Consider the following 25939-nt stretch of genomic DNA (forward strand, 5'->3'; position numbering starts at 1 on the left):
TGACCGCGGACCAGGGACGGCCGCCGGCGACGGCCGGGACAGGGACGGCCGTCCGGCGGGCCGTCCGGGCCATCGGCGGGGGCGCTGCCCCGGAATACAGTGGTTACCGTGCAGTATCCCAGGAGAGCTACCGGCCGCCCCGTGCGGTGGCGGCAGGTGCCGCACCGCAGGGTGCTGTGGGCCGTGCTGCTGCTCGGCTGCGCGCTGTCCGCACTGCTCGTCGTACGGCACTGGGTCGACGGCTGGGTCGTCGCCGTCGCCGCCTGGGCCGGTACGGCCGTGGCCGCGGGCGACGCCGTACGGAGCCGCCGGGCCTACGCCGCCGCCATAGCGGAGCGCGCGCAGCGGGCCGAGGAGACCCGGGAGGAAGAGGCCAAGCGGCGGGTCGCGGAGGAGCGGATGCGGATCGCCCGCGAGCTGCACGACGTCGTCGCCCACCAGATCGCGCTGGCCAACGTGCAGGCCGGCGTCGCCGCCCACGTCATGGACCGCCGCCCCGACCAGGCCCGGCAGGCGCTGGCGCACGTGAGCGAGGCGAGCCGGTCGGCACTGGACGAACTGCGGGCCACCGTGGGGCTGTTGCGGCAGCGCGGGGAGCCCGCGGCGCCGATGGAGCCGGCCCCCGGGCTCGGGTCGCTCGACCAGCTCCTCGACGGCTTCCGGCAGGCCGGGCTGCAGGTCACGGTGGAGGACCGCACCGGCGGCGAGGCGGCACCGCCCCCGCAGGAGCCGCTGCCGGCCAGCGTCGACCTCACCGCCTACCGGGTGATCCAGGAGTCGCTGACCAACGTCCAGAAGCACGCGGGACCCGGCGCCGGCGCGGTCGTCAGGATCAGGCGCGACCCGGGGGCGCTGGAGGTCGTGGTGGACGACGACGGGGCGCCCGGCACCGCCGCGTCGCTGCTGCCCGTCCAGGGCAGGCCGCGGCCCGACGCGGCGGGCGACGGCAGTTCGCACGTGCCGCCCGGCATCCCCTGCCCCGGCGGCCCCACCGAGCGCGGCACCGGCGGGCCGGGACTGCTGGGGATGTACGAGCGGGCCAGCGCGCTCGGCGGGGTCTGCCGGGCCGGCGCCCGCCCGGGCGGCGGCTTCCGGGTCTGGGTCCGCCTCCCGCTGTCCGCCCCGCCCCGCGGCCAGCGCCACCACCCGGCCGCACCGGCCGTCGCGGACGGGACGTGCGGCTGATCCCGCGCGGGATCACGCGGCGTCAGAGGAAGAGCTGCGAGGGGATGTACGGGTTGGGCGGGCGCATCCCGCGCAGGCACACGTAGCCGTCGTTGGAGATGTCCAGGCCCGCGGCGATGCCCACGTCGACCGCCCACTCCTGCTCGGCGGTCAGCCCGGCCACCCGCACATGGCGGCCCGGCGGGATGCCCACCAGGGCCGCGGTCAGCAGCCGGGTGGCCAGCCGCCGGGAGGTCGCGGCCAGCAGCTCGACGCCGTGGTCGTCGGCGTAGCAGTAGCCGCTGCCCGCCAGGTCGTCGACGACGAACAGCCGGAAGTGCCGCGGCAGTTCCTCGTGGTCGGGGCCGTGGGCGCCGCCGCGGGTGCGCCGGTCGACGGAGTCCATCAGGTCGCGGTGCCGTGCGGTGCCCTCGTGCACGGCGCCGTCCAGCGGCGGCAGGCCCGCCGGGTCGACGACCCCGGTCAGCCGCATCGCCGGGTGCAGGGTGAAACCGGCCCTGCGGTACGTCCGCGGGGCGGCCGGATGCCGCGAGGCGCAGATGATGCCGCGCAGGCACGCCCGCCCGTGCACCAGCGCCCGGGCCATCAGGGCCTTGCCGACTCCCTTGCCCTGGGCGCCGGGTGCCACCGCGAGCAGCGACATGCCCCAGGTGCCCTCGCGCCGGGACGACAGCACCGCGCCCACCGGCCCCGCCGCCTCGTCCTGGGCGATCCAGCAGCCGCCCGGGTCGGTCCTGGCCAGGTGGCGGGTGCGGCCCCGCTCCCGGGCGGCGACCTCGGGCCGGGCGCCGCCGGGCGGGCGGGCGTCCGCCGGGTCGCCGCCGCTGAGCTGGTGCGAGGCGCCGAAGGCGGCGGCGGTGACCTCCCGCACGACCTCGGCGTCCTCCTCGTCGTCACGAACCGGTCGAAGGATCACCGGTCCATCATCGCGCCGTGCCGCCCGTACCGGCAGGGCCTTGGCGGCCGCCGGTCACGGCAGCGCGAGCATCTGCTCCAGGGCCAGCTTGGCGAAGTGCTCGGTGTCGGCGTCGACCTCGATGCGGTTGACCGGCTTGCCGTCGGCCAGCGACTCCAGCGCCCAGACCAGGTGCGGCAGGTCGATGCGGTTCATGGTCGAGCAGAAGCAGACGGTCTTGTCGAGGAAGACGATCTGCTTGTCGGGGTGGGCCTTGGCCAGCCGGCGCACCAGGTTCAGCTCGGTGCCGATCGCCCACGCCGAGCCGGCGGGGGCCGCGTCGAGCATCTTGATGATGTACTCGGTCGAGCCGACGTGGTCGGCGGCGGTGACGACCTCGTGCTTGCACTCGGGGTGCACCAGCACGTTGACGCCGGGGATGCGCGCGCGGACGTCCTCGACCGACTCCAGCGAGAAGCGGCCGTGCACCGAGCAGTGCCCGCGCCACAGGATCATCTTCGCGTCCCGCAGCTGCTCGGGGGTCAGCCCGCCGCCCGGCTTGTGCGGGTTGTAGACGACGCAGTCCTCCAGGGCGATGCCCAGGTCCCGTACCGCGGTGTTGCGCCCCAGGTGCTGGTCGGGCAGGAAGAGCACCTTCTCGCCCTGCGAGAACGCCCACTCCAGGGCGCGCTGGGCGTTGGACGAGGTGCAGATCGTGCCGCCGTGCCGGCCGGTGAAGGCCTTGATGTCGGCCGAGGAGTTCATGTACGACACCGGCACGGTGACGTCGGCGACGCCCGCGTCGGCCAGCACGTCCCAGCACTCCGCGACCTGCTCGGCGCTGGCCATGTCGGCCATCGAGCAGCCGGCCGCCAGGTCCGGCAGGATCACCTGCTGCCGCTCCGAGGTGAGGATGTCGGCGGACTCCGCCATGAAGTGCACACCGCAGAAGACGATGTACTCCGCCTCGGGCCTGGCCGCAGCGTCCCTGGCCAGCTTGAAGGAGTCGCCGGTCACGTCGGCGAACTCGATCACCTCGTCGCGCTGGTAGTGGTGGCCGAGGATGAAGACCTTCTCGCCCAGGCGGGCCTTGGCGGCCCTGGCGCGCTCCACCAGGTCCGGGTCGGACGGCGCGGGAAGGTCGCCGGGGCAGTCCACACCCCGCTCGCTGCGCGGGTCGGACTCCCGGCCGAGCAGCAGCAGTGCCAGCGGGGTGGGCTGTACGTCCAGGGTTTCTGTGGTGGTCACGGGCCGGACGCCCTTTCTTGACTGCGCAGACCTTTTCGTCTACTTGACGCTATCTATGATAGCCCGTTCGCGTCACATTGACGATGCCGGGTCGCGTCAATGTGACGCATTCGTCCATCCCTGCCGTGCGCGGCCCGCCGTGTGCGAGCATGGTGGGGACGAAGACACCGCGGACTCGCACGACCCGCCCGGAATGAATCCGGAAGGGCGCCGGTTAGCAGTCGGTAAGCCAGTAGTCCGTACAACCCGGGAGTGAAGCAGATGACGGTTCAGGACGAGACCACCACGACGGACGGCATCCTCCTGTCCGACGCCGCCGCCGGCAAGGTCAAGAGCCTGCTGGAGCAGGAAGGCCGCGAGGACCTCGCGCTGCGGGTCGCCGTCCAGCCCGGCGGCTGCTCGGGCCTGCGTTACCAGCTCTTCTTCGACGAGCGCTCGCTCGACGGCGACGTGGTCAAGGACTTCGGCGGCGTCAAGGTCGTCACCGACCGCATGAGCGCGCCCTACCTGGGCGGTGCGTCCATCGACTTCGTGGACACCATCGAGAAGCAGGGCTTCACGATCGACAACCCGAACGCCACGGGTTCCTGCGCCTGCGGCGACTCCTTCCACTGAGCTTCAGCCCTGCGGGGCGAGCGAGGTTTTCAGGGGCGCGGAAACGCGCGAGCACCCACCGTCCGGTGGGTGCTCGCGCGTTTCTGCGCCCCGTGGCGCGGGCCGGCTAGGAAACCCTGACCGGGGAGCCGGTGGAGGTGTCGACCACCGTGCGCGAGCCGAGCGGCTCGCTGAGCCGGACCGACGCGCTCTGCGCCTTGGCGAGCGCCGGACAGGGCGCCCCGGGGTCCTTGGGCGTGCCGGTCACCGTGACCCGCACCTGGCCGGGGGACTCGACGGCCGCGGCCGTGTAGGTGTCGCAGATCCCGCCCCAGAAGGTGAGGGTCAGCGAGCTGCCGTGCGGCTGGTAGCCGGACAGCGTCACCGGAGGATTCGCGGGGGGCGCGGGAGAGGGGCCGCCGGGGGTGTTGCCGCCGTCCTGGAGGTCGGACTGCTCCACCGCCTGCTGGGCGATGACCGAGCCGGTCGCCGCACCCTGCGGCTTCGCGTCGAAGAGCCACGCGGGCACCAGCGCCTGGCCGCCCGGGGCGAACTCCCGGGCCAGGCCGAACTCGGCCCCCGTGATGTCGATCGGCGTCACCCGGGGCGCCACGCACGGCAGGCTGGTCGGCAGCGTCCTGTCCTGGCCCGGGACGGTCGGCGAGACCGCGGGTCCCGCGGCGTTCCCGCCCGGGTCGGCGGGCTGCGCCTGCCCCTTGTCGGGCATCGGCACCTGGCAGGACATCTGGTGGTCCGGCTGCATGATCCGCCCCGACGACAGGTTCCTGTACGCCTGATCGGCGCTGATCACCGGTTGGCTCCCGCTCTCGGCCAGCGTCGACAGGCGTCCGTGCCCGCCGGTGATCCGCCCGTTCGGGTCGACGTCGAGGGTGGTGTCCCAGCCGTGCGTGGGCAGGCCGCCGACCACCGGGTCCGCGGTCACCGTCCTGGCCGAGCCGGCCGTCCTGGTCGCGTCGACCCGCGCGCCCGACAGGCCCAGCGCGTCCAGCACCGGCGCCGCCGCCGCTTTCGCCTGCTGCTCGGGGATCGGCGGGGTGCCCGCGTCAGCACCGGTGGAGGCCGACGTCCCGGCGCCGCCCTCCGCCCGGTGCGAGGTCGAGCCGGAGTCCGCGGAGCTGCCCGCCGCGGGCGGCGGGACCTGCGGCAGCGCGGGCGGCACGACCTGCCGGGCGCCCGGGGTGACCGCGCCGTTGGAGGCGTACGACCAGGTGCCCGGGGCGTCCTGGCTCGCCAGCAGTGCGGGACCCGTACCGTCCGCGGAGCCGGCCCGCCACGAGCCGTGGTCCGCGACCACAGGGCCGGTCACCCCCAGCAGTGCCGCGAGCCGGCCGACCGCGGCACGGTCCGCGCCGCCGTCCGGGCGGTAGAGGGGGGCCGACGCCGGGCCGTCCTGCGGCAGGCTGCCGGTCAGCCGGTAGTCGCCGCCCCCGGTGCCGGGGGCGATGCCGATGGCAGTGCCCGACTTGGTGGGGAGCTGCGCCGTCGGCGACTTCCCGCCGCCGTCCCCGGACGCCCAGTACGCCCCGCCGCCCGCGGCCGCCAGCACCGCGGCTGCCACCAGGGCGACCGTCAGCCGCCGCCTGCGCGGCGAACCGTCATGCGTGTGCCCGCCGGCGTCACCGCCGACGAGGATGTCGTCGTCCTTACCGGTGTCGTGGCCCTCGCCGGCCTGCCGCACCTCATGATCGTCGTGCTCGCTGCTCACCGCGCGCCCTCCTCGGCTCCGTCAACCGTCAGGTGCCGATGTGACGCGGCCGGCCGGCCGGCGGTTCCCCCGGGCGGCGCGGGGCAGGTCAGTCGCCGAACTCCGCCATGCCGGCGACCACATGGGCCGACGCCGGCGGCACCGTGATGCCGTGCAGGCCGGCCGGGGCGGACGCGGTGCGCTCACCGGCGGGGACGTGCCAGTGCGCGGCCATCTGCCGGCAGTCGCCGATCAGCTGCTCCAGCGAGTCCGGCTCGGCGAGTGGAACCGGGGCGAGCGGGGATGTGACACCGGTGGCACGCGGGGTAGACCTCATAAGACCGACACTAGGCACGAGTGGTCCGGGGAGAAAGCCCTACTATCGGGTAGTTTCGCCGTGCCCCGCGGATGCACCGGCGGGCGGCGGCGGACGATCCGTGGATGTCCCGGCCGTGCCCCAGTTTGCCGGTAGCGTGGACGACTGCTCAGCCCGACGCAACCCCCCGCGTACGATTCCCCCGTCCTCAGGAGCCTGCCGCCGTGCGTATCGCCGTCACCGGATCCATCGCCACCGACCACCTGATGACCTTCCCAGGCCGCTTCTCCGACCAGCTGGTCGCCGATCAGCTGCACACGGTCTCGCTGTCCTTCCTGGTCGACGCCCTCGATGTACGGCGCGGCGGGGTCGGCGCCAACATCTGCTTCGGCATGGGCCTGCTCGGCACCGCTCCGATCCTGGTCGGTGCAGCGGGCAACGACTTCGGCGAGTACCGCGCCTGGCTGCAGCGGCACGGCGTCGACACCGCCTCGGTCCGCATCTCCGAGGTGCTGCACACCGCCCGCTTCATCTGCACCACCGACGCCGACCACAACCAGATCGGCTCCTTCTACACCGGCGCCATGAGCGAGGCGCGGCTGATCGAGCTGCAGCACGTCGCCGACCGGGTCGGCGGCCTCGACCTGGTCTCGATCGGCGCGGACGACCCCGAGGCGATGATCCGGCACACCGAGGAGTGCCGGACCAGGGGCATCCCGTTCGCCGCGGACTTCTCCCAGCAGATCGCCCGGATGGACGGCGACGACATCCGGGTCCTGGTCGACGGGGCCGCGTACCTGTTCAACAACGAGTACGAAAAGGGCCTGATCGAGAGCAAGACCGGGTGGAGCGAGGAGGAGATCCTCGACCGGATCGGCACCCGGATCACCACGCTCGGCGCCAACGGAGTGCGGATCGACCGCAAGGGCGAGCAGCCCATCGTGGTCGCCTGCGCGGAGGAGCAGGCCAAGGTCGACCCGACCGGCGTCGGCGACGGCTTCCGCGCCGGCTTCCTGTCCGGCCTCGCCTGGGGCGTCGGCCTGGAGCGCGCCGCGCAGATCGGCTGCATGGTCGCCACCCTCGTCATCGAGACCCTGGGCACGCAGGAGTACGAGCTGCGGCGCACCCACTTCATGGAGCGCTTCACCAAGGCGTACGGCGAGGACGCCGCCTCCGAGGTCCACCGGCACCTGGGAGCCTGACCCTGCGCCCGGGGGGCGCCCGGCAGGGGCGCGGGGAACTGCCCGCGCCCCTGCGAGGCACCGCCCGCCGCAGAGGCGGGGTTCAGGCCTGGCGCCGGACGCGGTAGGCGGTGCCCTGGGGGGCCGGGGCGGACCCCAGGTAGGTGTGGCCGCGCATGGAGCACCAGGCCGGGATGTCCAACCCCGCCGCCTCGTCGTCGGAGAGCACCGTGACCACCCCGCCGGGCGGCACCTCGCCGATGACCTTCGCCAGCTCGATCACCGGGATCGGGCACAGCTTGCCGAGCGAGTCGACGACCAGGTCCGCGTCGAGCGCCGGCGCCGGGACCGACCCGAGGTGGGAGCGGACCTCGGCGACCAGCGGCGGCAGCACGTCGAGGAAGCGCTCGACGTCCGCCTCCGCCGTCCCCGCCGGCAGCGACACCCGTACGTTGCCCTCGGACAGCACGCCCATCGCCTTGAGCACATGGCTCGGCGTCAGCGTGCTCGACGTGCAGGAGGAGCCGGACGAGACCGAGAAGCCGGCCCGGTCCAGCGCGGTCAGCAGCGCCTCGCCGTCGACGTAGAGGCAGGAGAAGGTCACCAGGTGCGGCAGCCGCAGGGTGCCGTGCCCGACCACCTCGACGTCCGGCACCAGCTCGGGCACCCGCGCCCTGATCCGGTCTACCAGGGCGGACAGCCGGGCCGCCTCGGCGTCGGCCTCGCTCCGTACCGCCCGCAGCGACGCGGCCGCGGCCACGATCGCCGGCAGGTTCGCGAACCCGGGGGAGCGGCCCGACTCCCGCTCGTCCGCGGGATGCTGGGGCGCGAACCTGGTGCCCTTGCGCACCACCAGCAGCCCCACCCCGGGCGGTCCGCCCCACTTGTGCGCACTGCCGGCCAGCAGCGACCAGCCGCCCTCGACCGCGCCCCACGCCAGCGACTGCGCCGCGTCCACCAGCAGCGGTACGCCCGCGGCGCGGCACAGCTCGGCGACCTCGGCGACCGGCTGGACCGTCCCCACCTCGTGGTTCGCCGACTGCAGGCACACCAGTGCGGTGTCAGGGCGCAGCGCCGCCGCCACGTCGGCGGGCGCGACCCGCCCGGCGCGGTCCACGCCGACCGGCACCGCTTCGTAGGCGTCGGCCGCGTGCAGGACGGCGGAGTGCTCGACCGCGGAGACCACCACATGGCGGCCCGTCCTGCGCCGCCCGGCCATCGCCCCGGCGACACCGTCGTGCAGCGCGCGGGTTCCCGAAGGAGTGAAAACCAGTTCGTCGGGGCGACAGCCGACGGCCGCCGCCGCGGTCTCCCTGGCCGCGTCGAGCAGCAGCCTGGCCCGGCGTCCCTCGCGGTACAGCCGGGCCGGGTCCGCCCACCCCTCGTCGAGCGCGGCGAGCAACGCCTGGCGGGCAACCGGGTGCAGCGGGGCGGCGGAAGCCATATCGAAATAGGACACCCCAGCACGCTACGCCCCGGGGGCCGCGAGGGGCTGGGCGCAGTGTCAGAACACCTCGTCCGCGCGGGATTCCATCCCTTCGGGGAGAGCCCCGGCGCGTTGGACCCCCTCCCCGCGCGACCCCAAATTGCGTCCAGTAGGGTTTGGTCCGCATAAACATCCACACCTCATTGCCTGCAGCCCGGGCCGACCGACCAGCACACGGCCGGAACACCCGGACGAGCGGGCGAGACTCTCGGGAAGGCGCTACGTGAGTCCCAACGGCTCCGACCTCCCCCACCGCCCAAAGGGCGTGGGCGGCACTCCCACGTCGCGGCGCGGGTTGCGGCGGAGGATCCCGCAGGCGCTGGCTGCGGGCCTGGTCCTGGCGATGGCCACCGGCTGCTCGTACAAGGACTATCCCCGCCTCGGCATGCCCAGTCCTGCCACCGAACAGGCACCCCGCATCCTCGCCCTGTGGCAGGGGTCGTGGGCCGCGGCTCTGGCGACCGGTGTACTGGTCTGGGGACTGATCCTGTGGAGCGTGATCTTCCACCGCCGCAGCAGGACCAAGGTCGAGGTTCCGCCGCAGACCCGCTACAACCTGCCCATCGAGGCGTTGTACACGATCGTTCCGATCGTGGTGATCGCGGTGCTCTTCTACTTCACCGCCCGCGACGAGAACAAGCTCCTGGCGACCTCCAAGAAGCCGCAGCACATCATCAACGTGGTGGGCTTCCAGTGGAGCTGGGGCTTCAACTACGTCGAGAACGTCGACGGCACCTCTCAGCCCACGAAGCCCCCGGCCGAGTTGAGCGAGATCCCGGCGAACAAACTGCTGTTCCCGCCGGGCGCGGAAGGCGTCTACGACGTCGGCACCCCCTCCAGCCGCAACCCGGAGACCGGGAACCCCGGTCCGACGCTGTGGCTGCCCGAGGGCCAGACGGTCCGCTTCGTGCTCACGTCGCGTGACGTCATCCACTCGTTCTGGATCGTGCCGTTCCTGATGAAGCAGGACGTCATCCCGGGCCACACCAACGTCTTCGAGGTGACTCCGAACAAGGAGGGCATCTTCATGGGCAAGTGTGCCGAGCTGTGCGGTGTCGACCACTCCCGGATGCTGTTCAACGTGAAGGTCGTATCGCCCGAGGCCTACCAGGCGCACCTCAAGGACCTCGCCAAGCAGGGGCAGACGGGCTATCTCCCGTCAGGTATCGCCACCACGGGCAACGCGAAGAACTCGGAGCCCAAGACCACATGAGCATTCTCAACGAACCGCAGGGCGCCGCGACGGCCGATGACTCCTATGCGGACGAAATCCCGGCCCGCCGCAAGAAGCCCGGTTCTGTGGTGGTCACGTGGCTGACCACCACCGACCACAAGACCATCGGCACCCTGTACCTGGTCACGTCGTTCGCGTTCTTCCTGATCGGCGGTGTGCTGGCACTGCTGATGCGCGCCGAGCTCGCGCGGCCCGGCAACCAGTTCCTGTCGAACGAGCAGTTCAACCAGGCCTTCACGATGCACGGCACCGTGATGCTGCTGATGTTCGCGACACCGCTGTTCGCGGGCTTCACCAACTGGATCATGCCGCTGCAGATCGGTGCGCCCGACGTGGCGTTCCCGCGGCTGAACATGTTCGCCTACTGGCTCTACCTGTTCGGCTCGCTCATCGCGGTCGGCGGCTTCGTCACCCCGCAGGGTGCGGCCGACTTCGGCTGGTTCGCGTACTCGCCGCTGTCCAGCGCGGTCAACTCGCCCGGTGTCGGCGCCGACATGTGGATCATGGGTCTGGCGCTGTCCGGCTTCGGCACCATCCTGGGTGCGGTCAACTTCATCACCACGATCATCTGCATGCGCGCACCCGGCATGACGATGTTCCGCATGCCGATCTTCGTGTGGAACGTGCTGCTGACCGCCGTCCTGGTGCTGCTGGCCTTCCCGGTGCTCGCCGCGGCGCTGCTGGCACTGGAAGCCGACCGTAAATTCGGCGCACACGTATTCGACTCCGCAAACGGCGGCGCACTTCTGTGGCAGCACCTCTTCTGGTTCTTCGGCCATCCAGAGGTGTACATCATCGCGCTGCCGTTCTTCGGCATCATTTCCGAGGTCATTCCGGTCTTCAGCCGGAAGCCGATGTTCGGCTACATCGGCCTGGTCGCGGCGACCATCTCCATCGCGGGCCTTTCCGTGACGGTGTGGGCGCACCACATGTACGTGACCGGCGGTGTGCTGCTGCCGTTCTTCTCGTTCATGACCTTCCTGATCGCGGTGCCGACGGGCGTGAAGTTCTTCAACTGGATCGGCACCATGTGGAAGGGGTCACTGAGTTTCGAGACCCCGATGCTCTGGTCGGTCGGCTTCCTGATCACCTTCGCCTTCGGTGGTCTGACCGGTGTCATCCTGGCGGCGCCGCCGCTGGACTTCCACGTGTCCGACTCGTACTTCGTCGTCGCGCACTTCCACTACGTGGTCTTCGGCACCGTCGTCTTCGCGATGTTCGCCGGCTTCCACTTCTGGTGGCCGAAGATGACCGGCAAGATGCTCGACGAACGGCTCGGGAAGATCACCTTCTGGACGCTCTTCTTCGGCTTCCACGGCACCTTCCTCGTCCAGCACTGGCTGGGCGCCGAGGGCATGCCCCGCCGGTACGCCGACTACCTGGCCGCCGACGGCTTCACCACGCTGAACACCGTCTCCACGATCAGCTCGTTCCTGCTCGGCCTGTCGATCCTTCCCTTCCTCTACAACGTGTGGAAGACGGCGAAGTACGGCAAGAAGGTCGAGGTCGACGACCCGTGGGGCTACGGCCGCTCGCTGGAGTGGGCGACGTCCTGCCCGCCGCCGCGGCACAACTTCACCTCGCTGCCGCGTATCCGCTCCGAATCCCCGGCGTTCGACCTGCACCACCCGGAGATCGCGGCGATCGACGCCCTCGCGGGCCACGGCGCGGGCACGGCCATTACCGGTGCTGAGAGCAAGGGAGCGGGCCAGTGAAGGTCCAAGGTTGGATGTTCGGCGGCTTCGCCCTGTTCATCCTGGCGACGGCCGTGGTGTACGGCCTGTGGTCCAAGGAACCGACCGGTACGACCGCGCTCTTCCTGGCGTTCGCGCTGTGCACCATGATCGCGTTCTACCTGGGCTTCACCGCGAACCGGGCCGACACCGGGGCGATGGACCGCGAGGACGCCGACATCGCCGACGACGCCGGCGAGGTGGGCTTCTTCAGCCCGCACAGCTGGCAGCCGCTGATGCTCGGCGCCGGTGGCGCGCTGGCCTTCATGGGCGTCATCTTCGGCTGGTGGCTGCTGTTCTTCTCGCTGCCGGTGATCCTGCTCGGGATCTTCGGCTGGGTGTTCGAGTACTACCGCGGTGAGAACCGCACGCAGTGACCGTCTGACGCGGCACAGCGGCCCGCCCCTTTTGCACCCTTCTGCCGTGCGGAATCGGTGGCCGGTTCTTAGCGTGAGGCCATGAGCCACATTCCTCGACGCCGGATAGCGTTGCGCTGCGCCCTCCTCGTGGCGCCCCTCGCGGTGGGGCTCACCGCATGCGGTGGAGACGGCAACCCGCTTGCCGCCCCGCCGTACGAATCAGCGGCCAAGGTCGCCTACTCCGTCGCCGACGGCGGCAAGGCGGACCCCAGCAAGCCGCTCAAGGTCACCGTCAAGGACGACGGCAGCCGGATCACCGATGTCACCGCAACGGACGGCGCAGGGCGCTACGTACGCGGCAAGCTCAGCGAGGACGGCCTCAGCTGGCAGTCCACCACCGCGCTGGCCGCAGGCGCCCACTACACGGTCCGGGTGAGCACCGAGGACTCCGACGGCCACCCCGGCCGCAAGGTCCTCACCTTCGACACCACCCCGGCCGACGCCGGGCTGCACGTCACCTTCGGCCCGGACGCCGGCACGTACGGGGTCGGCCAGCCGATCACCGCTGCCCTGAGCACCCCGGTGAAGTCCCCCGCGGCCCGCGCGGTCGTGGAGTCCGGCCTGCTGGTCAGCAGCGTCCCGCAGGCAGCACACGGCTCCTGGTACTGGGTCGACGACCGCACCCTGCACTACCGCCCCGGCGAGTACTGGCCCGCGCACGCCCAGATCGACGTCCGCAGCACGCTCAGCGGCGTCAAGGTGCAGAACAAGCTCTTCGGCGGCGTCGACAAGCCGCTCACCCTGCACACCGGCGACCGCATCGAGGCGATCACCGACGCCGCGAGCGACCAGATGACCTTCAAGGACGACGGCAAGGTCATCAAGACCATTCCCGTCACCACCGGCAAGCCGGGCTTCGACACCCGCAACGGCATCAAGGTCGTGCTCGCCAAGGAGAGCTTCGTCCAGATGAAGAGCACCACCGTCGGAATAGCCGCGGGCAGCTCCGACTCGTACGACCTGCCGGTCTACTGGGCCACACGGGTGACATGGAGCGGTGAATACGTGCACGCCGCGCCCTGGTCCGAGGGCTCGCAGGGCTACGCCAACGTCAGCCACGGCTGCACGGGAATGAGCACGGACAACGCGCACTGGTTCTTCGACCACGTGCGGCAGGGCGACGTCGTCCAGGTCATCAACAGCCACGGCGCCACGATGACGCCGTTCGACAACGGGTACGGCGACTGGAACCTGGACGCGGCCAAATGGCAGCAGGGCAGCGCCCTGGGCGCGAAGGCCTCGGGCCTGGCCGAGCAGGGCTCGGCGGCCGTCGCGAAGAACCCGCTGTCCAACCCGGCGCGACTGCGCCCGGAGACCGCCTGAGCCGTGCCCCTAGCGGGCCGCGACCGTCTTCGAGGCCGGCTCGACCCGGCGCCGCAGCAGGACCGCGAGAGTGTCGCTGAGCGCCACCGGGTCCACCGGGTGGGTCACCGCCGCGTCCGCGCGGCTCCACGTGGCCAGCCATGCGTCCTGCGGGCGGCCGATCAGCACCAGCACCGGCGGGCAGCGGAAGATCTCGTCCTTGATCTGCCGGCACACGCCCATACCGCCCGCCGGGGCCGTCTCGCCGTCCAGGACGCAGGCGTCGATGCCGCCCCTCTCCAGTTCGGTCAGCACCGCCGGCATCGTCGCGCACTCCACGAACTCCACCGGCGGCAGGTCGGCGGCGGGCCTGCGGCCGACGGCCAGCCGGACCTGCTCCCGGGTGTTCGCGTCGTCGCTGTAGACCAGCACCGTGGCAGTCGCCTGCATCGTGGGCTCCTCGTGAACGATTTCTCAAGTGCTTCGGATGCTACTCCCGCGGGCGCTGTCCGTGGAGGGTCCGTAGCGGCCCGAGATCCCGCGGACGGATCGTCATCCCTCGTTCGGGGGACGTCGGCGGCCTCCGACACGGTCCTCCGCGGGGCCTTGACACACCGAAGGGGACCCCCGGAGTGAGCGCCGGATAAGGGACCGACATAATGTCGGACGTGGCGACAGCAACAGCAGTAGAAACCGGGCACGCGCACCCGTCGGTCAACCGGCCGAACCTCACCAGCGTCGGAACCATCATCTGGCTGAGTTCCGAGCTGATGTTCTTCGCGGCCCTCTTCGCGATGTACTTCACCCTTCGGTCGGTCACGGGTGCCGATTTCTGGAAGGAACACGCCGATGCGCTGAACGTGCCGTTCTCCGCGACGAACACCACGATCCTGGTGCTCTCCTCCTTCACGTGCCAGATGGGCGTCTTCGCCGCTGAGCGCGGCGACGTGAAGAAGCTGCGCTCCTGGTTCATCGTGACGTTCGTGATGGGCGCGGTCTTCATCGGCGGGCAGATCTTCGAGTACACGAACCTGGTCAAGAAGGACGGGATCTCACTCAGCTCCGACCCGTACGGCTCGGTGTTCTACCTGACGACGGGCTTCCACGGGCTGCATGTGACGGGTGGTCTGATCGCGTTCCTGCTGGTGCTCGGCCGTACCTACGCGGCCAAGCGGTTCACCCACCAGCAGGCCACCGCTGCCATCGTCGTGTCCTACTACTGGCACTTCGTCGATGTCGTCTGGATCGGCCTCTTCGCCACGATCTACCTGATCAAGTAGTCGGTCGCGTACCGCAGCACGGTGCCGGACAGGCACAACCCGAAGCATCGACACAAGAGATCCTGACACCGGGGTAATCCGTGAAAAAGCTCTCCGCACGACGACGCCACCCGCTGGCGGCGCTTGTCGTCCTACTCTTCGCGCTGGCGGCCACCGGGGGGCTGTACGCCGCACTCGCGCCGGCGCCCAAGGCGCAGGCCGACGACTCGTCCCAGTCCATCCAGATCTCCGAGGGCAAGAAGCTGTTCTCGGTCGGCTGCGCCAGTTGCCACGGCGCGCGCGGCCAGGGGAGCTCGGACGGGCCCAGCCTCGTCGGCGTCGGCTCCGCCGCGGTGGACTTCCAGGTCGGCACCGGCCGGATGCCCGCGCAGCAGCCCGGCCCGCAGATCCAGAAGAAGCCGGGGCAGTACACCCAGGGGCAGATCGACCAGCTGGCGGCGTTCATCGCCTCGCTCGGTCCCGGCCCGGTGACTCCCACCTCCGACCAGTACGACCCGGCGGGTGGCGACTCGGCCAAGGGCGGCGAGCTGTTCCGCACCAACTGCTCGCAGTGCCACAACTTCGTCGGCAAGGGCGGCGCCCTGACCGACGGGAAGTACGCGCCGACGCTCAAGGGCGTCGACCCCAAGCACATCTACGAGGCCATGCAGACCGGCCCGCAGAACATGCCGTCCTTCCCCGACACCACGATGCCGTCGCAGGCCAAGGCCGACATCATCGCGTACCTGCAGGCCGTCGACACCGCTGACAGCAAGAACCCGGGCGGCTTCACGCTCGGCAGCCTCGGCCCGGTGCCTGAGGGGCTGTTCGCCTACATCTTCGGTCTCGGCGCACTGATCGCCGTCGCCACCTGGGTCGCGGCCCGCACGACCAAGGCCAAGAAGTCATGAGCGAAACCGGATCCCACAACGACATGGCAGAGCCAGAGGAACACCTCCCGGCCACGCACGGCGCCCACGGCGCCGAGGCGGCGGTCCCCGGCGACCCGTTCGCCAACCCCGGCCACCCGGAGCACGAGTACCGCCGTCAGGACATCGACGAGAAGGCGGCCAAGCACTCCGAGCGGGTCGTTGCAGGGCTGTTCACCCTGTCGATGCTGGGCACCCTCGCCTTCATCACCAGCTTCGTGATCTTCCCGGTCGACAAGTACGTCTACATCTTCCCGCTCGGCCACGTCAGTGCGCTGAACTTCTCGCTCGGCATCTCGCTGGCCGTCGCGCTGCTCGGCATCGGCACAGGCGCCGTGCACTGGGCGCGCACCCTGATGTCCGACGAGGAGATGCCGGACGACCGGCACCAGGCGGACGCCGACGACGAGTTGCGCGCCAACATCGAGGCGCAGTGGAAGCAGGGTGCCAAGGAGAGCGCGTTCGGCCGGCGCAAGCTGGTCCGTACGACGATGCTCGGCGCGCTCACCCTGGTGCCGCTGTCCGCGGTCGTGATCCTTCGCGACCTCGGCCCGATGCCACAGGACAAGCTCAGGCACACCGCCTGGGCCAAGGGCAAGGCGCTGATCAATCCCAACACCAACAAGCCGTTGCGTCCCGAGGACATCCCGGTCGGCTCGCTCACCTTCGCCCAGCCCGAGGGGCTGAACGAGGAGGACGAGGACTTCCAGCAGCAGATCGCCAAGGCTGCCCTGATGGTCGTCCGGCTCAAGCCGGAGGACATCAAGGACAAGAAGGAACTCGACTGGTCGCACCAGGGCATCGTGGCCTTCTCCAAGATCTGCACGCACGTGGGCTGCCCCGTCAGCCTGTACGAGCAGCAGACGCACCACGTACTCTGCCCTTGCCACCAGTCGACGTTCGACCTGTCCGACGGGGCCAGGGTGATCTTCGGCCCCGCCGGTCACCGGCTGCCGCAGCTTCGGATCAGCGTCAATGGTGAGGGCAACCTCGTCGCGATGAGCGACTTCGAGGTTCCCGTCGGTCCGGCCTTCTGGGAGCGCGGATGAGTACTTCGACAGAGACCTCGACGACCACTCGGCGAGGCCCCAAACACCCCGGACAGCGCGTAGCAGAGTGGGCTGACAGCCGAGTCGGTCTGTACAAGCTCGGCAAGTCCAACCTGCGGAAGATCTTCCCCGACCACTGGTCGTTCATGCTGGGCGAGGTCTGCCTCTACAGCTTCACGATCCTCATCCTCACGGGTGTGTATCTGACGCTGTTCTTCCACCCCAGCATGAACGAGGTCGTGTACAACGGCCCGTACGCGCCGCTGCAGGGCGTGCGGATGTCGGACGCGTACGCGTCCACGATGCACATCAGCTTCGAGGTGCGCGGTGGCCTGCTCATCCGGCAGATCCACCACTGGTCCGCGCTGATCTTCATCGCGGGCATGATCGTGCACATGATGCGGGTGTTCTTCACCGGAGCGTTCCGCAAGCCGCGTGAGCTGAACTGGCTCTTCGGCTGGACCCTGCTGTTCATCGGCATGTTCGAGGGCTTCACCGGCTACTCGCTGCCCGACGACCTGCTGTCCGGCACCGGTGTCCGCTTCACCGAGGGCGCAGTGCTGTCCACGCCGATCGTCGGCACCTACCTGTCGATGTTCCTGTTCGGCGGCGAGTTCCCCGGCCACAACTTCGTGCCGATCTTCTACTCGGTGCACATCCTGCTGCTGCCGGGCATCATGGCGGGTCTGCTGGTCGCCCACCTGATCCTGGTCTTCTACCACAAGCACACCCAGTTCCCGGGTGCGGGCAAGACCGAGAAGAACGTCGTCGGTATGCCGTTCTTCCCGATCTACACCGCGAAGGCCGGCGGCTTCTTCTTCCTGGTCTTCGGCGTCATCGCGGCCATCGCGGCGATCGCCACTATCAACCCGATCTGGACCATGGGTCCGTACCGGCCCGACCAGGTCTCCACCGGTGCGCAGCCCGACTGGTACATGGGCTTCTCCGAGGGCCTGATCCGGGTGATGCCAGGCTGGGAGATCAACGCCTGGGGCCACACCCTGGTCCTCGGCGTCTTCATCCCGCTGATGGTCTTCCCCGTGGTGCTGGCGGCCATCGCCGTCTACCCGTTCATCGAGTCCTGGGTCACCGGCGACAAGAGCGAGCACCATCTGCTGGACCGCCCGCGCAACCGCCCGGTGCGCACCGGCTTCGGTGTCGCCTGGCTGACGCTGTACTTCACGCTGCTGATCGGTGGCGGCAACGACCTGTGGGCCACGCACTTCCACCTGTCGATCGAGACGATCACCTGGTCGGTGCGGGTCGGCTTCTTCGTCCTGCCGGCGCTGGCGTACTTCGCCACCAAGCGGATCTGCCTCGGCCTGCAGCGCAGGGACCGCGAGAAGGTGCTGCACGGTCGCGAGACCGGCATCATCAAGCGGCTCCCGCACGGCGAGTTCATCGAGGTCCACGAGCCGCTCGACCAGGAGCAGCTGCACGTCCTCACCGCGCACCCGCAGCCCCAGCCGCTGGAGATCGGCCCCGAGGTCGACGAGAACGGCGTGGAGCGCAAGGTCAACCCGGTCACGAAGGTGCGGGCACGGCTGTCCCGCAACTTCTACGGCGAGCACAGCCAGATCCCGAAGCCGACGGTCGAGGAGTACGACGAGATCACGAGTGGCCACGGCCACCACTGACTCGCCGTCGGACTGGTCCCACCCGGGCCGGGTGGCCCCCTCAGTCGAGGGAGCCACCCGGCCCGGGCCTTTTCCGGCCGAACGGGGCTGTTCGGTCCCGGCCGGACCGTCCGCCGGCGGTGGGCTGAGCGCGCAGTTCCCGCGCTCCTGTAAGGAGCCCTCTGCGGCAGGGGAGCCGTGGGTTTCGCCGCGCCCCTACGGGGCGCTCCGCGCCGCTAGGCTGGGGCCGCAGAGACCCTTACACCACCAGGAGTGTGGACCATGAGCGTTGTGAACCCGGCAGGTGACGAGACCGGGGCACTGCGGACGTGGCCGGACGTTCTGTCGATGCTGATCGCGGGGCGGGACCTGGGGGTCGACGACACGGCGTGGGCGATGGACGCCATCATGCGCGGCTCCGCCACCGACGCGCAGATCGCCGGGTTCGCCGTGGCGCTGCGGGCCAAGGGCGAGACCGTCGAGGAAGTCAGCGGCATGGTGCGGGCGATGTACGCGCACGCCAACACCATCGACGTGCCGGGCGCCACCGTGGACATCGTCGGTACCGGCGGCGACCGGGCCAAGACCGTGAACATCTCCACCATGTCCGCGATAGTCGTCGCGGGAACCGGTGCGAAGGTCGTCAAGCACGGCAACCGGGCCGCGTCCTCGGCCAGCGGCGCCAGCGACGTCCTCGGGCACCTCGGGGTCAACCTGGACCTCACCCCCGAGCGGGTCGTCCAGGTCGCCGAGGAAGCCGGCATCACCTTCTGCTTCGCGGTGAAGTTCCACCCGGCGCTGCGCCATGTGGCCACCGCCCGCGCCGAGTTGGGGGTCGCCACCACCTTCAACTTCCTCGGCCCGCTGACCAACCCGGCCCGGGTGCGCGCGCAGGCGACCGGGGTCGCCGACCCCCGCATGGCGCCGATCATGGCCGGCGTGCTGGCGGAACGCGGCTCGTCCGCGCTGGTCTTCCGCGGTGACGACGGCCTGGACGAGCTGACCACGACCGCCACCTCGCAGGTGTGGGTGGTCGGCGACGGCAAGGTCACCCAGCACGCCTTCGACCCGCGGGACATCGGCATCGGCCTGGTGCCGGTCGAGGCGCTGCGCGGCGGCGACCCGGCCCACAACGCGGACGTCGCCCGGCGGGTGCTGGCCGGCGAGACGGGTCCGGTCAGGGACGCGGTCCTGCTCAACTCGGCCGCCGCGCTGGTGGCCCTCCACCCGGGCACCGGCACGCTGGAGGACCAGCTGGCCGCCGGCGTGGCAAAGGCCGCGCAGTCCCTCGACTCCGGCGCCGCCGCGGCCGTTCTGGAGCGCTGGGCGGCCGCCACCAACGCCTGAGCCGCAGCCCGCACACCAAGGCGCCGTCCGAACCTCGGACGGCGCCTTGCGTATACGGCGACCTGTGGCAGAATCCCTCTCAGGTCACGAGTGACAGCGCAAAGGCCCCGGCTCGCTGTCCGGCAACCCTCCGTCCGAGGCGGGGTGCCCCGGGTGATGACCGGGCTGTGGGCAGCGAGGCTCGCAGCAAGCCGGACTCGGGAGTTCTTTCATGCGCAAGCGAATGCGATAGGGCCTTTCGGCCCCGGTTCCGCCGTACCGCGGTGCCGTAGTGCACCGGTCCCTCTTCCTCCGCTGCCGTCCGACCGCCCGTCGCGTCCCTGTCGCGCGACGCTGCTGTCGCCTGCCTTCGTGCCAGGAGCCTGCCATGACCGTTTCCCTCACCAGCACCACTGTGACCTGCGACGTTCCCAACCCGCCGCTTCCCGTTCTCGGCCGGGACGTGACCGTGCCGCTGGTCACCGGCGGCGAAGTCACCTATGCCGCGCTCGACTACGCCGCCAGCGCGCCGGCGCTCCAGCGGGTGTGGGACGACGTGGCCGCGTACGCCCCCTACTACGGCAGCGTGCACCGCGGCGCCGGGTACCTGTCCCAGCTGTCCACCGAGCTCTTCGAGCAGAGCCGGGCCACCGTCGCCGAGTTCCTCGGGTGTCGCCCGGCCGACCAGGTGATCTTCACCCGGTCCACCACCGACTCGCTGAACCTGCTGGCCGCGGCGCTGCCGGAGGGTACGCAGATCTTCGTCTTCGAGACCGAGCACCACGCGGCCCTGCTGCCCTGGCAGCGGGCGAAGGGCGCGCGGGTCACCTGTCTGACCGCGCCCCGTACACCGGAGCAGGCCGTCGCCGCGCTCGACGTGGCGCTGCACGGGGCGCCCAAGGGACCCAAGCTGGTGTGCGTCACCGGCGCGTCCAACGTGACCGGCGAGCTGTGGCCGATACGCCAACTCGCCGCCGCCGCGCACCGGCACGGCGCCCGTATCGTGCTGGACGCCGCACAGCTCGTACCGCACCGGGCGGTGGACATCGCGGAACTCGACGTCGACTGGGTCGCCTTCTCCGGCCACAAGCTCTACGCGCCCTTCGGCGCCGGGGTCCTCGCCGGGCGGCCCGACTGGCTGCGCGACGCCGAGCCCTACCTCGCGGGCGGCGGCGCCACCCGCACGGTGGTGCGGCGGGCCGACGGCGAAGTCGAGGCCGAATGGCAGGAGTCGGCGGCCGCCCGGCACGAGGCCGGGTCGCCCAACGTCATCGGCGCCTACGCCGTCGCCTCGGCGTGCAAGGCGCTCACCGAGGCCGGTTTCGACAATCTGGCCGAGCACGAGGCGCAGCTGCTCGGGCTGCTGCGGGACGGGCTCGCCGCGATCCCCGAGGTGCGGGTGCTGTCGCTGTTCGGCGCGGACGCCGACCGGGTCGGGGTGCTCAGCTTCGTCGTCAGCGGCTGGAACAGCTCGCACCTCGCCGCGGCGCTGTCCGCGGAGCACGGCATCGGGGTACGGGACGGGCTCTTCTGCGCGCACCCGCTGGTGAAGCACCTGCTCGGCGGCCGCCCGGAGGACCCCGGGGCCTGCGGCTCCCCTGAGGACCTCTCCTTCAACGCGGTCCGCGTCAGCTTCGGCGTCGGCACCCCGCCCGAGCACATCCTGCGCTTCACGCGCGCTCTGGCCACGCTTGTCCACGAGGGTGCCTCGTGGACTTACCACACCGAGGGCGGCCGCTGCGTCCCCTCCCCGTCCGCGTAACGACGGCGGGTCCCGTGACGCGGGGTGCCCCTGCCGCAGGGCGGCGCGCTTCCGCGGGCCGCGGCGGCCTGTGTGCGGCTCACCTTCCGCAGGGGCAACCGCCAGGGGCGCGTGGGGGTACCCCCCACGCCCCTAAGGGCTGCCCCCTTACGCGAGGGACACCGCACCAGCCACGGCGCCCGGCGGAAGCGCGGCCCCCGCGCAAGGGGAGCCGCAGACGTCGCGTGCCCGGCGGGAGGGGCAGGTCGGGGGGATGAGCGGGGTGCCCGGGGGCGCGAAGGCGCCCTGGGGGAGTCCCGCCCCGGAGGGGCTACGCGTCGAGGCCGATCGCGAACGCCGCCTCCAGGTCGTGCTGCGAGTACGTGCGGAAGGCGACGTGCGTGTCCGTCACCTCGACGCCGGGGATCTTGCTGATCCGGCCCGGGATGATGTCCGCCAGGTCGTCATGCCGGGCCACCCGCACCAGCGCGACCAGGTCGTACGTGCCGGTCACCGAGTACACCTCGCTGACGTGGTCGAGCGCGGCGATCGCCTCGGCGATCTCCGGGATCCGGTCCACGGTGGTCTTGATGAGCACGATCGCGGTGATCACGACTGAACGTCTCCTTGGGTCGTCCCGGCAACGACGCCCAGCTTAGACCTGGGGCGATAGCACGCCCACGCCCAGCAGAAGCCGAAGGCGAAGCCGACCACGTGGGCCAGGTAGGCCACCCCGGGGCCGCCCGCCGCGGTCTGCGCGGCGAACCACTGCAGGACGAACCAGAAGCCGAGCACCAGCCACGCGGGAAAGCGCAGCGGGATGAAGAACAGGAAGGGGAAGAGGCTGGTCACCCGGGCCTTGGGATAGAGGTAGAGGTACGCCCCGAGCGCCCCGGAGATCGCCCCCGACGCACCGACCAGGCTCTGCGTGTCGTCGGCGTGCGCGAAGGCGAAGCCGTAGGTGGCCAGGAAGCCCGCCGCCAGGTAGAAGAGCGCGAAGCGCACCCGGCCCATGCGGTTCTCCACGTTGTCGCCGAAGACGTAGAGGAAGAGCATGTTGCCGATCAGGTGCAGCCAGCTGCCGTGCAGGAACATCGAGGTGAACACGGACAGGACCGGCACCTTCGCGTACGAGGCCGGCGCGTGGCAGCCGGCGGGCAGGCCGAGTCCGGTGGCCGGCAGCCGGCCGTGGAGCAGCTCGGTGGGGATCACCCCCCAGCGGTCGAAGTACAGCGCCTGCTCGCAGGCCAGCTGGTGCCCGGTGCCGTAGACCGGGGTGAAACCCGACAGCGGTCCGAGCAGGAAGACCGCGGTGCACAGGGCCATCAGCCCGTAAGTGACGACCGGCGTACGGCGGACCGGGTTCTTGTCGTACACCGGGATGACCATGGACCGATCATGACGCAGCGGTCGTAACGGACATAGGCCGCCTCGCCGCAGCGCGCCGGACCTCAGAGGCCTTAGGGTGACCGGGACGCACGCTCCCACGGTGGATTCAGAGGAATCAGAGGAAGAGGTACCTGCGATGCCGGTTCCGCTGCCGACCGCGACGACGCGGTGGCGCTGCACTCTGTGTGGAAACCTGACCCGTTTCGACGTGACCCGCTCCTCGCGGGTCGTGGAGTACGTCCACCTCGATCTCGGCGGCGAGCCGTCGGTCGAGGAGACCGAGGTGCTGGCCGAGACGGTGGAGTCGGTGCGCTGCCGCTGGTGCAACGCGGTCGACCGGGTCGAGCTGGTCGACCGGCCCGGCGCAGGCGACGGGAACGGTAGTACGGAAAGCGCGTCCGGGAGCGGTTCCGCGTCTGGCTGAGCGCCGGGCGGGGACAATGGAAGCAGCAGGGCGGCGGGCCGGAGGGATCGAAGGGGGCCGGGAGGACGCCGAAGAACCGGACGGGAGTGACTGGTGGACGGTATCGGCGGTTTTCCGCATGCCGGGGCGAGCGGCGCCGCGGCGGAGCCCGCCGGACCCCCCGCACCGGCCGACCCCGGTGAGCCGGGCGACCTTGGCGACCGGGCCGACGAGGCCGCGGGCGGCGAGCCCGCGCTCGATCGGCCGCTGCCCGAGGGCGTACGCCACCGGGTCGTCGCGATCGCCGCTGAGGCCTTCGGCGGCTTCACCTTCCAGGAGCTGCCGGTCTCGCTGCGCCCCTACGCCCGCTTCACGCCCACCCGGCGGGTGAAGTACGCGGGGACCGCGCTGGCCGCAGCCCTGGAGCACGACCCGGCCTTCCGGCAGAAGGTCGCCGGACGGCTGCGGGAGTCGCAGGAGGAACTGGCCGGTGCGCTGGAGGGCGGCACCCCGCCGCCCGCCGCCGACCCGCTGGACGTGGCGGCCGCCGCGTATCTGCTGCGCCCCGCGGGCTGGGCCAAGCTCGTCGCGACGGCCGGTGAGGAGGCCCAGCGGGCGGATGCGGAACGGGCCGACGAGGAGGCGCTGCGCGAACTGGCCGCGCTGCGCACCGAGGTCGAGGCGCTGCACGAGCACGGCAGGGCGGACGCGGCCAGGGCGCGGGCGGAGCTGGAGTCGGTGCGCAAGGAGAGCGACGCCCTGCACCGCAAGCTGCGCAGCGCGCTGAGCGACGTCAAGCGGGCCGAGGCGGCGCAGCGCAGACTCCAGGCGGAGGTCGACGAGTTGCGGTCCGCCGCGGCCCACGACAAGGCGGCCGCCGACAGCGAGGCGCGGCGGCTGCGCACCCGGCTCGCGGAGGCCGAGGCCGTCATCGAGACCGGGCGCAAGGCGGCCCGCGAGGGCCGCAGCATCGAGGACGTACGGCTGCGGCTGCTGCTCGACACGGTGCTCGACGCGGCGTCCGGGCTGCGCCGCGAACTCGCCCTGCCGCCACGGGACACCATGGCGGTGCGCCCCGCGGACACCGTGGACGCGGTGGCCCCCGGTACGTTCAGCGCGCGCGACATCGCGACCCGGGCGCTGTCCGAGACCGACCCCGCGCTCCTGGACCAGCTGCTCGCGCTGCCGCAGGCGCATCTGGTGGTCGACGGCTACAACGTCACCAAGACCGGTTACCCGGCCCTGCCGTTGGAGAAGCAGCGGCTGCGGCTGCTCGGCGGGCTCGCGGCGCTGGCCGCGCAGAGCGGCGCCGAGGTCACCTGTGTCTTCGACGGCGCGGACCTGGACATGCCGGTCCTGCTCGCGCCGCCGCGCGGGGTGCGGGTGCTGTTCAGCAAGGCCGGTGAGACCGCGGACGAGTTGATCAGGCGGCTGGTGCGGGCCGAGCCGCCGGGGCGGCAGATCGTGGTGGTCTCCGCCGACCGCGAGGTGGCCGACGGTGTCGCCAAGGCCGGCGCCCGTCCGGTCGCCTCGACGCTGCTGCTGCGCCGCCTCGCGCGGGTCTGACCGCCCGCCGCGGCGCGGCAGTTCCGGCCGCTCGAACCCCCGGCGGCGTTCACTAGTGCACTAGTGCACACTCTGCGTCGAACGATCATCACTGCGCGTGTGAAGCCTGTAAAGAAAACGCGAACCGGTCGAGATTTTGCCTTGAAGGATTTGAACCGATCACGGAAAGGTCACTAGGGTCAGGCCTCGAACCTCCGCGCAGTCGATCATCCAATCCGGGTGGCGCGTCGGGGGCCGCCCACCAGTGGTCAACCGGTAGGCGGCTGAAGGAAGAAGGAGCTCGCCTTCGTGGCGTCCCACCGTCGTCCCAAGCCGGCAAGCCGCACGCGTGTGACCGTGCTCACCGCAACCGCCGCCGCCGCGGTCGCGCTCTCCGCCCAGGCGGCCAACGCCGCCCCCGCCAAGCCCAGCAAGCCCACCTCGGTCAAGGACGCCAAGGCCCAGGTGGACGCGCTCTACACGCAGGCGGAGCAGGCCACCGAGAAGTACAACGGGGCCAACGAGAAGCTCAAGTCGCTGCAGACCGAGGCCGGCACGCTGCAGGACCAGGTGGCGAAGCAGCAGCAGCACCTCAACACGCTGCGCGACAGCATCGGCACCATCGCGGCCTCGCAGTACCGCACCGGCGGAATCGACCCGTCGCTGCAGCTGTTCCTGTCCTCCAACCCGGACAGCTACCTGGACCAGGCCACCGCGCTCGACCAGATCAGCTCCCTGCAGACCAGTGCGCTGCAGCAACTCCAGGACGCCAAGCGGACCCTGGACCAGGAGCGGGCCGAGGCCACCGCGAAGCTCACCGAGCTCCAGGCCACCAAGACCGAACTGGGCAACCGCAAGACCGAGGCCAAGAACAAGCTGGCCCAGGCGCAGGCGATCCTCAACTCGCTCACCGCCGCCCAGCGCGCCCAGATAGCCGACGACGCGGCCCGCGCCAACCGCTCCACCGGGCGCGCACCGATGGGCGGCACCTCCGCCTCCGGCCGTGCGGCCGCCGCCTACGCCGCCGCCCAGACCAAGCGGGGCGACCCCTACGTCTACGGCGGCTCCGGCCCCAGCTCCTTCGACTGCTCCGGGCTCACCTCCTGGGCCTACCGCCAGGCCGGGGTGACGATACCCAGGACCGCGGCCGAGCAGGCAAACGCCGGCACCCACCTGAGCATGTCGCAGCTCCAGGTCGGCGACCTGGTCATCTTCTACAGCGACCACCACCACGTCGGCCTCTACGCCGGCGACGGCATGGTGCTGCACGCTCCCAAGCCCGGCACCGTCGTGCGCTACGAGTCGATCGGCAACATGCCCTTCCAGTTCGGCGTCCGCGTCTGACCCCTCGGGGTGTCGCGGGAATACGGCGTTCGGGTGGTGC

General features: G+C 71.1%; 23 protein-coding genes, 1 pseudogene and 1 riboswitch. Of the genes and pseudogenes, 16 read left to right on the top strand and 8 right to left on the bottom strand.

Going from position 1 to position 25939, the window contains the following annotated elements:
- Positions 1–51: 51 nt before the first annotated feature.
- A pseudogene (locus NFU81_RS23265) lies at positions 52–1185 on the top strand (sensor histidine kinase); the annotation flags it as partial.
- A 22-nt stretch (positions 1186–1207) separates the two neighbouring features.
- On the opposite strand, the gene NFU81_RS23270 reads toward NFU81_RS23265, so the two are convergent.
- On the bottom strand, positions 1208–2101 hold the full coding sequence (locus NFU81_RS23270; protein ID WP_251493022.1) for a GNAT family N-acetyltransferase: 894 nt from the start codon (positions 2099–2101) through the stop codon (positions 1208–1210).
- Positions 2102–2155: 54 nt separating this feature from the next.
- Positions 2156–3328, bottom strand: coding sequence for a quinolinate synthase NadA (gene nadA, locus NFU81_RS23275; protein WP_251493024.1), 1173 nt, complete (start codon positions 3326–3328; stop codon positions 2156–2158).
- A gap of 261 nt (positions 3329–3589) precedes the next feature.
- Between nadA and NFU81_RS23280 the strand changes: the two genes are divergently transcribed.
- Complete coding sequence (locus NFU81_RS23280; RefSeq protein ID WP_033176230.1) at positions 3590–3943, top strand: HesB/IscA family protein; 354 nt, start codon at positions 3590–3592, stop codon at positions 3941–3943.
- A gap of 106 nt (positions 3944–4049) precedes the next feature.
- Here NFU81_RS23280 and NFU81_RS23285 read toward each other — a convergent pair whose 3' ends face one another.
- Together NFU81_RS23285 and NFU81_RS23290 are read right to left on the bottom strand one after the other, a co-directional pair.
- Positions 4050–5648 carry a hypothetical protein gene (locus tag NFU81_RS23285; protein WP_251493026.1) on the bottom strand — a complete coding sequence of 533 codons (1599 nt, stop codon included), beginning with the start codon at positions 5646–5648 and terminating at the stop codon, positions 4050–4052.
- An 88-nt stretch (positions 5649–5736) separates the two neighbouring features.
- Positions 5737–5964 (bottom strand): hypothetical protein, encoded by a 228-nt coding sequence (locus NFU81_RS23290; RefSeq protein ID WP_251493028.1) that lies wholly within the window; start codon positions 5962–5964, stop codon positions 5737–5739.
- 203 nt (positions 5965–6167) lie between these two features.
- On the opposite strand from NFU81_RS23290, the gene NFU81_RS23295 reads away from it, so the two are divergent.
- Positions 6168–7145 carry a carbohydrate kinase family protein gene (locus NFU81_RS23295; RefSeq protein WP_251493030.1) on the top strand — a complete coding sequence of 326 codons (978 nt, stop codon included), beginning with the start codon at positions 6168–6170 and terminating at the stop codon, positions 7143–7145.
- Between the two features lie 82 nt (positions 7146–7227).
- On the opposite strand, the gene NFU81_RS23300 is transcribed toward NFU81_RS23295, so the two are convergent.
- Positions 7228–8583, bottom strand: a complete 1356-nt coding sequence (locus NFU81_RS23300) for a cysteine desulfurase/sulfurtransferase TusA family protein (protein WP_251493032.1) — start codon at positions 8581–8583, stop codon at positions 7228–7230.
- A gap of 250 nt (positions 8584–8833) precedes the next feature.
- On the opposite strand from NFU81_RS23300, the gene ctaC reads away from it, so the two are divergent.
- The 4 genes from ctaC to NFU81_RS23320 all read left to right on the top strand — a co-directional run bounded on the left by ctaC (position 8834) and on the right by NFU81_RS23320 (position 13319).
- Positions 8834–9823 carry an aa3-type cytochrome oxidase subunit II gene (ctaC, locus tag NFU81_RS23305; RefSeq protein WP_251493034.1) on the top strand — a complete coding sequence of 330 codons (990 nt, stop codon included), beginning with the start codon at positions 8834–8836 and terminating at the stop codon, positions 9821–9823.
- Positions 9820–11559: an aa3-type cytochrome oxidase subunit I gene (gene ctaD / locus NFU81_RS23310; RefSeq protein WP_251493036.1), complete on the top strand. Its 1740-nt coding sequence runs from the start codon at positions 9820–9822 to the stop codon at positions 11557–11559. The genes ctaC and ctaD overlap by 4 nt, the downstream gene beginning before the upstream one ends.
- Positions 11556–11954, top strand: a complete 399-nt coding sequence (locus tag NFU81_RS23315) for a cytochrome c oxidase subunit 4 (RefSeq protein ID WP_251493038.1) — start codon at positions 11556–11558, stop codon at positions 11952–11954. The genes ctaD and NFU81_RS23315 overlap by 4 nt, the downstream gene beginning before the upstream one ends.
- An 81-nt stretch (positions 11955–12035) precedes the next feature.
- Positions 12036–13319, top strand: a complete 1284-nt coding sequence (locus tag NFU81_RS23320) for a L,D-transpeptidase (protein WP_251493039.1) — start codon at positions 12036–12038, stop codon at positions 13317–13319.
- A 9-nt stretch (positions 13320–13328) separates the two neighbouring features.
- Here the strand turns inward: NFU81_RS23320 and NFU81_RS23325 are convergent, their stop codons facing one another.
- Positions 13329–13748 (bottom strand): response regulator transcription factor, encoded by a 420-nt coding sequence (locus tag NFU81_RS23325; protein ID WP_251493041.1) that lies wholly within the window; start codon positions 13746–13748, stop codon positions 13329–13331.
- 209 nt (positions 13749–13957) lie between these two features.
- Between NFU81_RS23325 and ctaE the strand changes: the two genes are divergently transcribed.
- The 6 genes from ctaE to NFU81_RS23355 all read left to right on the top strand — a co-directional run bounded on the left by ctaE (position 13958) and on the right by NFU81_RS23355 (position 21239).
- Complete coding sequence (gene ctaE, locus NFU81_RS23330) at positions 13958–14578, top strand: aa3-type cytochrome oxidase subunit III (RefSeq protein WP_033172455.1); 621 nt, start codon at positions 13958–13960, stop codon at positions 14576–14578.
- Between the two features lie 80 nt (positions 14579–14658).
- Positions 14659–15468, top strand: coding sequence for a cytochrome bc1 complex diheme cytochrome c subunit (qcrC, locus tag NFU81_RS23335; RefSeq protein ID WP_251493043.1), 810 nt, complete (start codon positions 14659–14661; stop codon positions 15466–15468).
- Entirely contained in the window at positions 15465–16535 is a 1071-nt protein-coding gene (gene qcrA / locus NFU81_RS23340) for a cytochrome bc1 complex Rieske iron-sulfur subunit (RefSeq protein ID WP_251493045.1), read from the top strand. Before qcrC ends, qcrA begins: the two co-directional genes overlap by 4 nt.
- Positions 16532–18172, top strand: a complete 1641-nt coding sequence (gene qcrB, locus NFU81_RS23345; protein WP_251493047.1) for a cytochrome bc1 complex cytochrome b subunit — start codon at positions 16532–16534, stop codon at positions 18170–18172. Before qcrA ends, qcrB begins: the two co-directional genes overlap by 4 nt.
- Positions 18173–18433: 261 nt before the next feature.
- Entirely contained in the window at positions 18434–19498 is a 1065-nt protein-coding gene (trpD, locus tag NFU81_RS23350; protein WP_251493049.1) for an anthranilate phosphoribosyltransferase, read from the top strand.
- An 82-nt stretch (positions 19499–19580) separates the two neighbouring features.
- A riboswitch (SAM riboswitch) is annotated at positions 19581–19697 on the top strand.
- 168 nt (positions 19698–19865) lie between these two features.
- The gene (locus tag NFU81_RS23355) at positions 19866–21239 is read left to right on the top strand and encodes an aminotransferase class V-fold PLP-dependent enzyme (RefSeq protein ID WP_251493050.1); all 1374 of its coding nucleotides are present in this window, start codon (positions 19866–19868) and stop codon (positions 21237–21239) included.
- A gap of 310 nt (positions 21240–21549) precedes the next feature.
- On the opposite strand, the gene NFU81_RS23360 is transcribed toward NFU81_RS23355, so the two are convergent.
- Together NFU81_RS23360 and NFU81_RS23365 are read right to left on the bottom strand one after the other, a co-directional pair.
- Complete coding sequence (locus NFU81_RS23360; protein ID WP_033172449.1) at positions 21550–21831, bottom strand: Lrp/AsnC family transcriptional regulator; 282 nt, start codon at positions 21829–21831, stop codon at positions 21550–21552.
- Complete coding sequence (locus NFU81_RS23365) at positions 21828–22607, bottom strand: rhomboid family intramembrane serine protease (RefSeq protein ID WP_251493052.1); 780 nt, start codon at positions 22605–22607, stop codon at positions 21828–21830. Before NFU81_RS23365 ends, NFU81_RS23360 begins: the two co-directional genes overlap by 4 nt.
- Positions 22608–22743: 136 nt before the next feature.
- Between NFU81_RS23365 and NFU81_RS23370 the strand changes: the two genes are divergently transcribed.
- The 3 genes from NFU81_RS23370 to NFU81_RS23380 all read left to right on the top strand — a co-directional run bounded on the left by NFU81_RS23370 (position 22744) and on the right by NFU81_RS23380 (position 25899).
- Positions 22744–23031: a hypothetical protein gene (locus NFU81_RS23370; protein ID WP_251493054.1), complete on the top strand. Its 288-nt coding sequence runs from the start codon at positions 22744–22746 to the stop codon at positions 23029–23031.
- Positions 23032–23277: 246 nt separating this feature from the next.
- Entirely contained in the window at positions 23278–24576 is a 1299-nt protein-coding gene (locus NFU81_RS23375) for an NYN domain-containing protein (RefSeq protein ID WP_251493162.1), read from the top strand.
- Positions 24577–24864: 288 nt separating this feature from the next.
- Positions 24865–25899, top strand: a complete 1035-nt coding sequence (locus tag NFU81_RS23380) for a C40 family peptidase (RefSeq protein ID WP_251493056.1) — start codon at positions 24865–24867, stop codon at positions 25897–25899.
- The last annotated feature ends 40 nt before the right edge of the window (positions 25900–25939 follow it).

Source organism: Actinacidiphila cocklensis (assembly GCF_907177275.1).
In the GTDB taxonomy this organism is placed as follows: Bacteria; Actinomycetota; Actinomycetes; order Streptomycetales; family Streptomycetaceae; genus Actinacidiphila; species Actinacidiphila cocklensis.

Coding starts and splice junctions, on each gene's coding strand:
- NFU81_RS23280 (WP_033176230.1), top strand. CDS start 3,590: ATGACGGTTCAGGACGAGACCACCACGACGGACGGCATCCTCCTGTCC.
- NFU81_RS23365 (WP_251493052.1), bottom strand. CDS start 22,607: ATGGTCATCCCGGTGTACGACAAGAACCCGGTCCGCCGTACGCCGGTC.
- ctaD (WP_251493036.1), top strand. CDS start 9,820: ATGAGCATTCTCAACGAACCGCAGGGCGCCGCGACGGCCGATGACTCC.
- qcrA (WP_251493045.1), top strand. CDS start 15,465: ATGAGCGAAACCGGATCCCACAACGACATGGCAGAGCCAGAGGAACAC.
- qcrB (WP_251493047.1), top strand. CDS start 16,532: ATGAGTACTTCGACAGAGACCTCGACGACCACTCGGCGAGGCCCCAAA.
- trpD (WP_251493049.1), top strand. CDS start 18,434: ATGAGCGTTGTGAACCCGGCAGGTGACGAGACCGGGGCACTGCGGACG.
- NFU81_RS23325 (WP_251493041.1), bottom strand. CDS start 13,748: ATGCAGGCGACTGCCACGGTGCTGGTCTACAGCGACGACGCGAACACC.
- NFU81_RS23290 (WP_251493028.1), bottom strand. CDS start 5,964: ATGAGGTCTACCCCGCGTGCCACCGGTGTCACATCCCCGCTCGCCCCG.
- NFU81_RS23355 (WP_251493050.1), top strand. CDS start 19,866: ATGACCGTTTCCCTCACCAGCACCACTGTGACCTGCGACGTTCCCAAC.
- ctaE (WP_033172455.1), top strand. CDS start 13,958: ATGTCGGACGTGGCGACAGCAACAGCAGTAGAAACCGGGCACGCGCAC.
- NFU81_RS23320 (WP_251493039.1), top strand. CDS start 12,036: ATGAGCCACATTCCTCGACGCCGGATAGCGTTGCGCTGCGCCCTCCTC.
- NFU81_RS23370 (WP_251493054.1), top strand. CDS start 22,744: ATGCCGGTTCCGCTGCCGACCGCGACGACGCGGTGGCGCTGCACTCTG.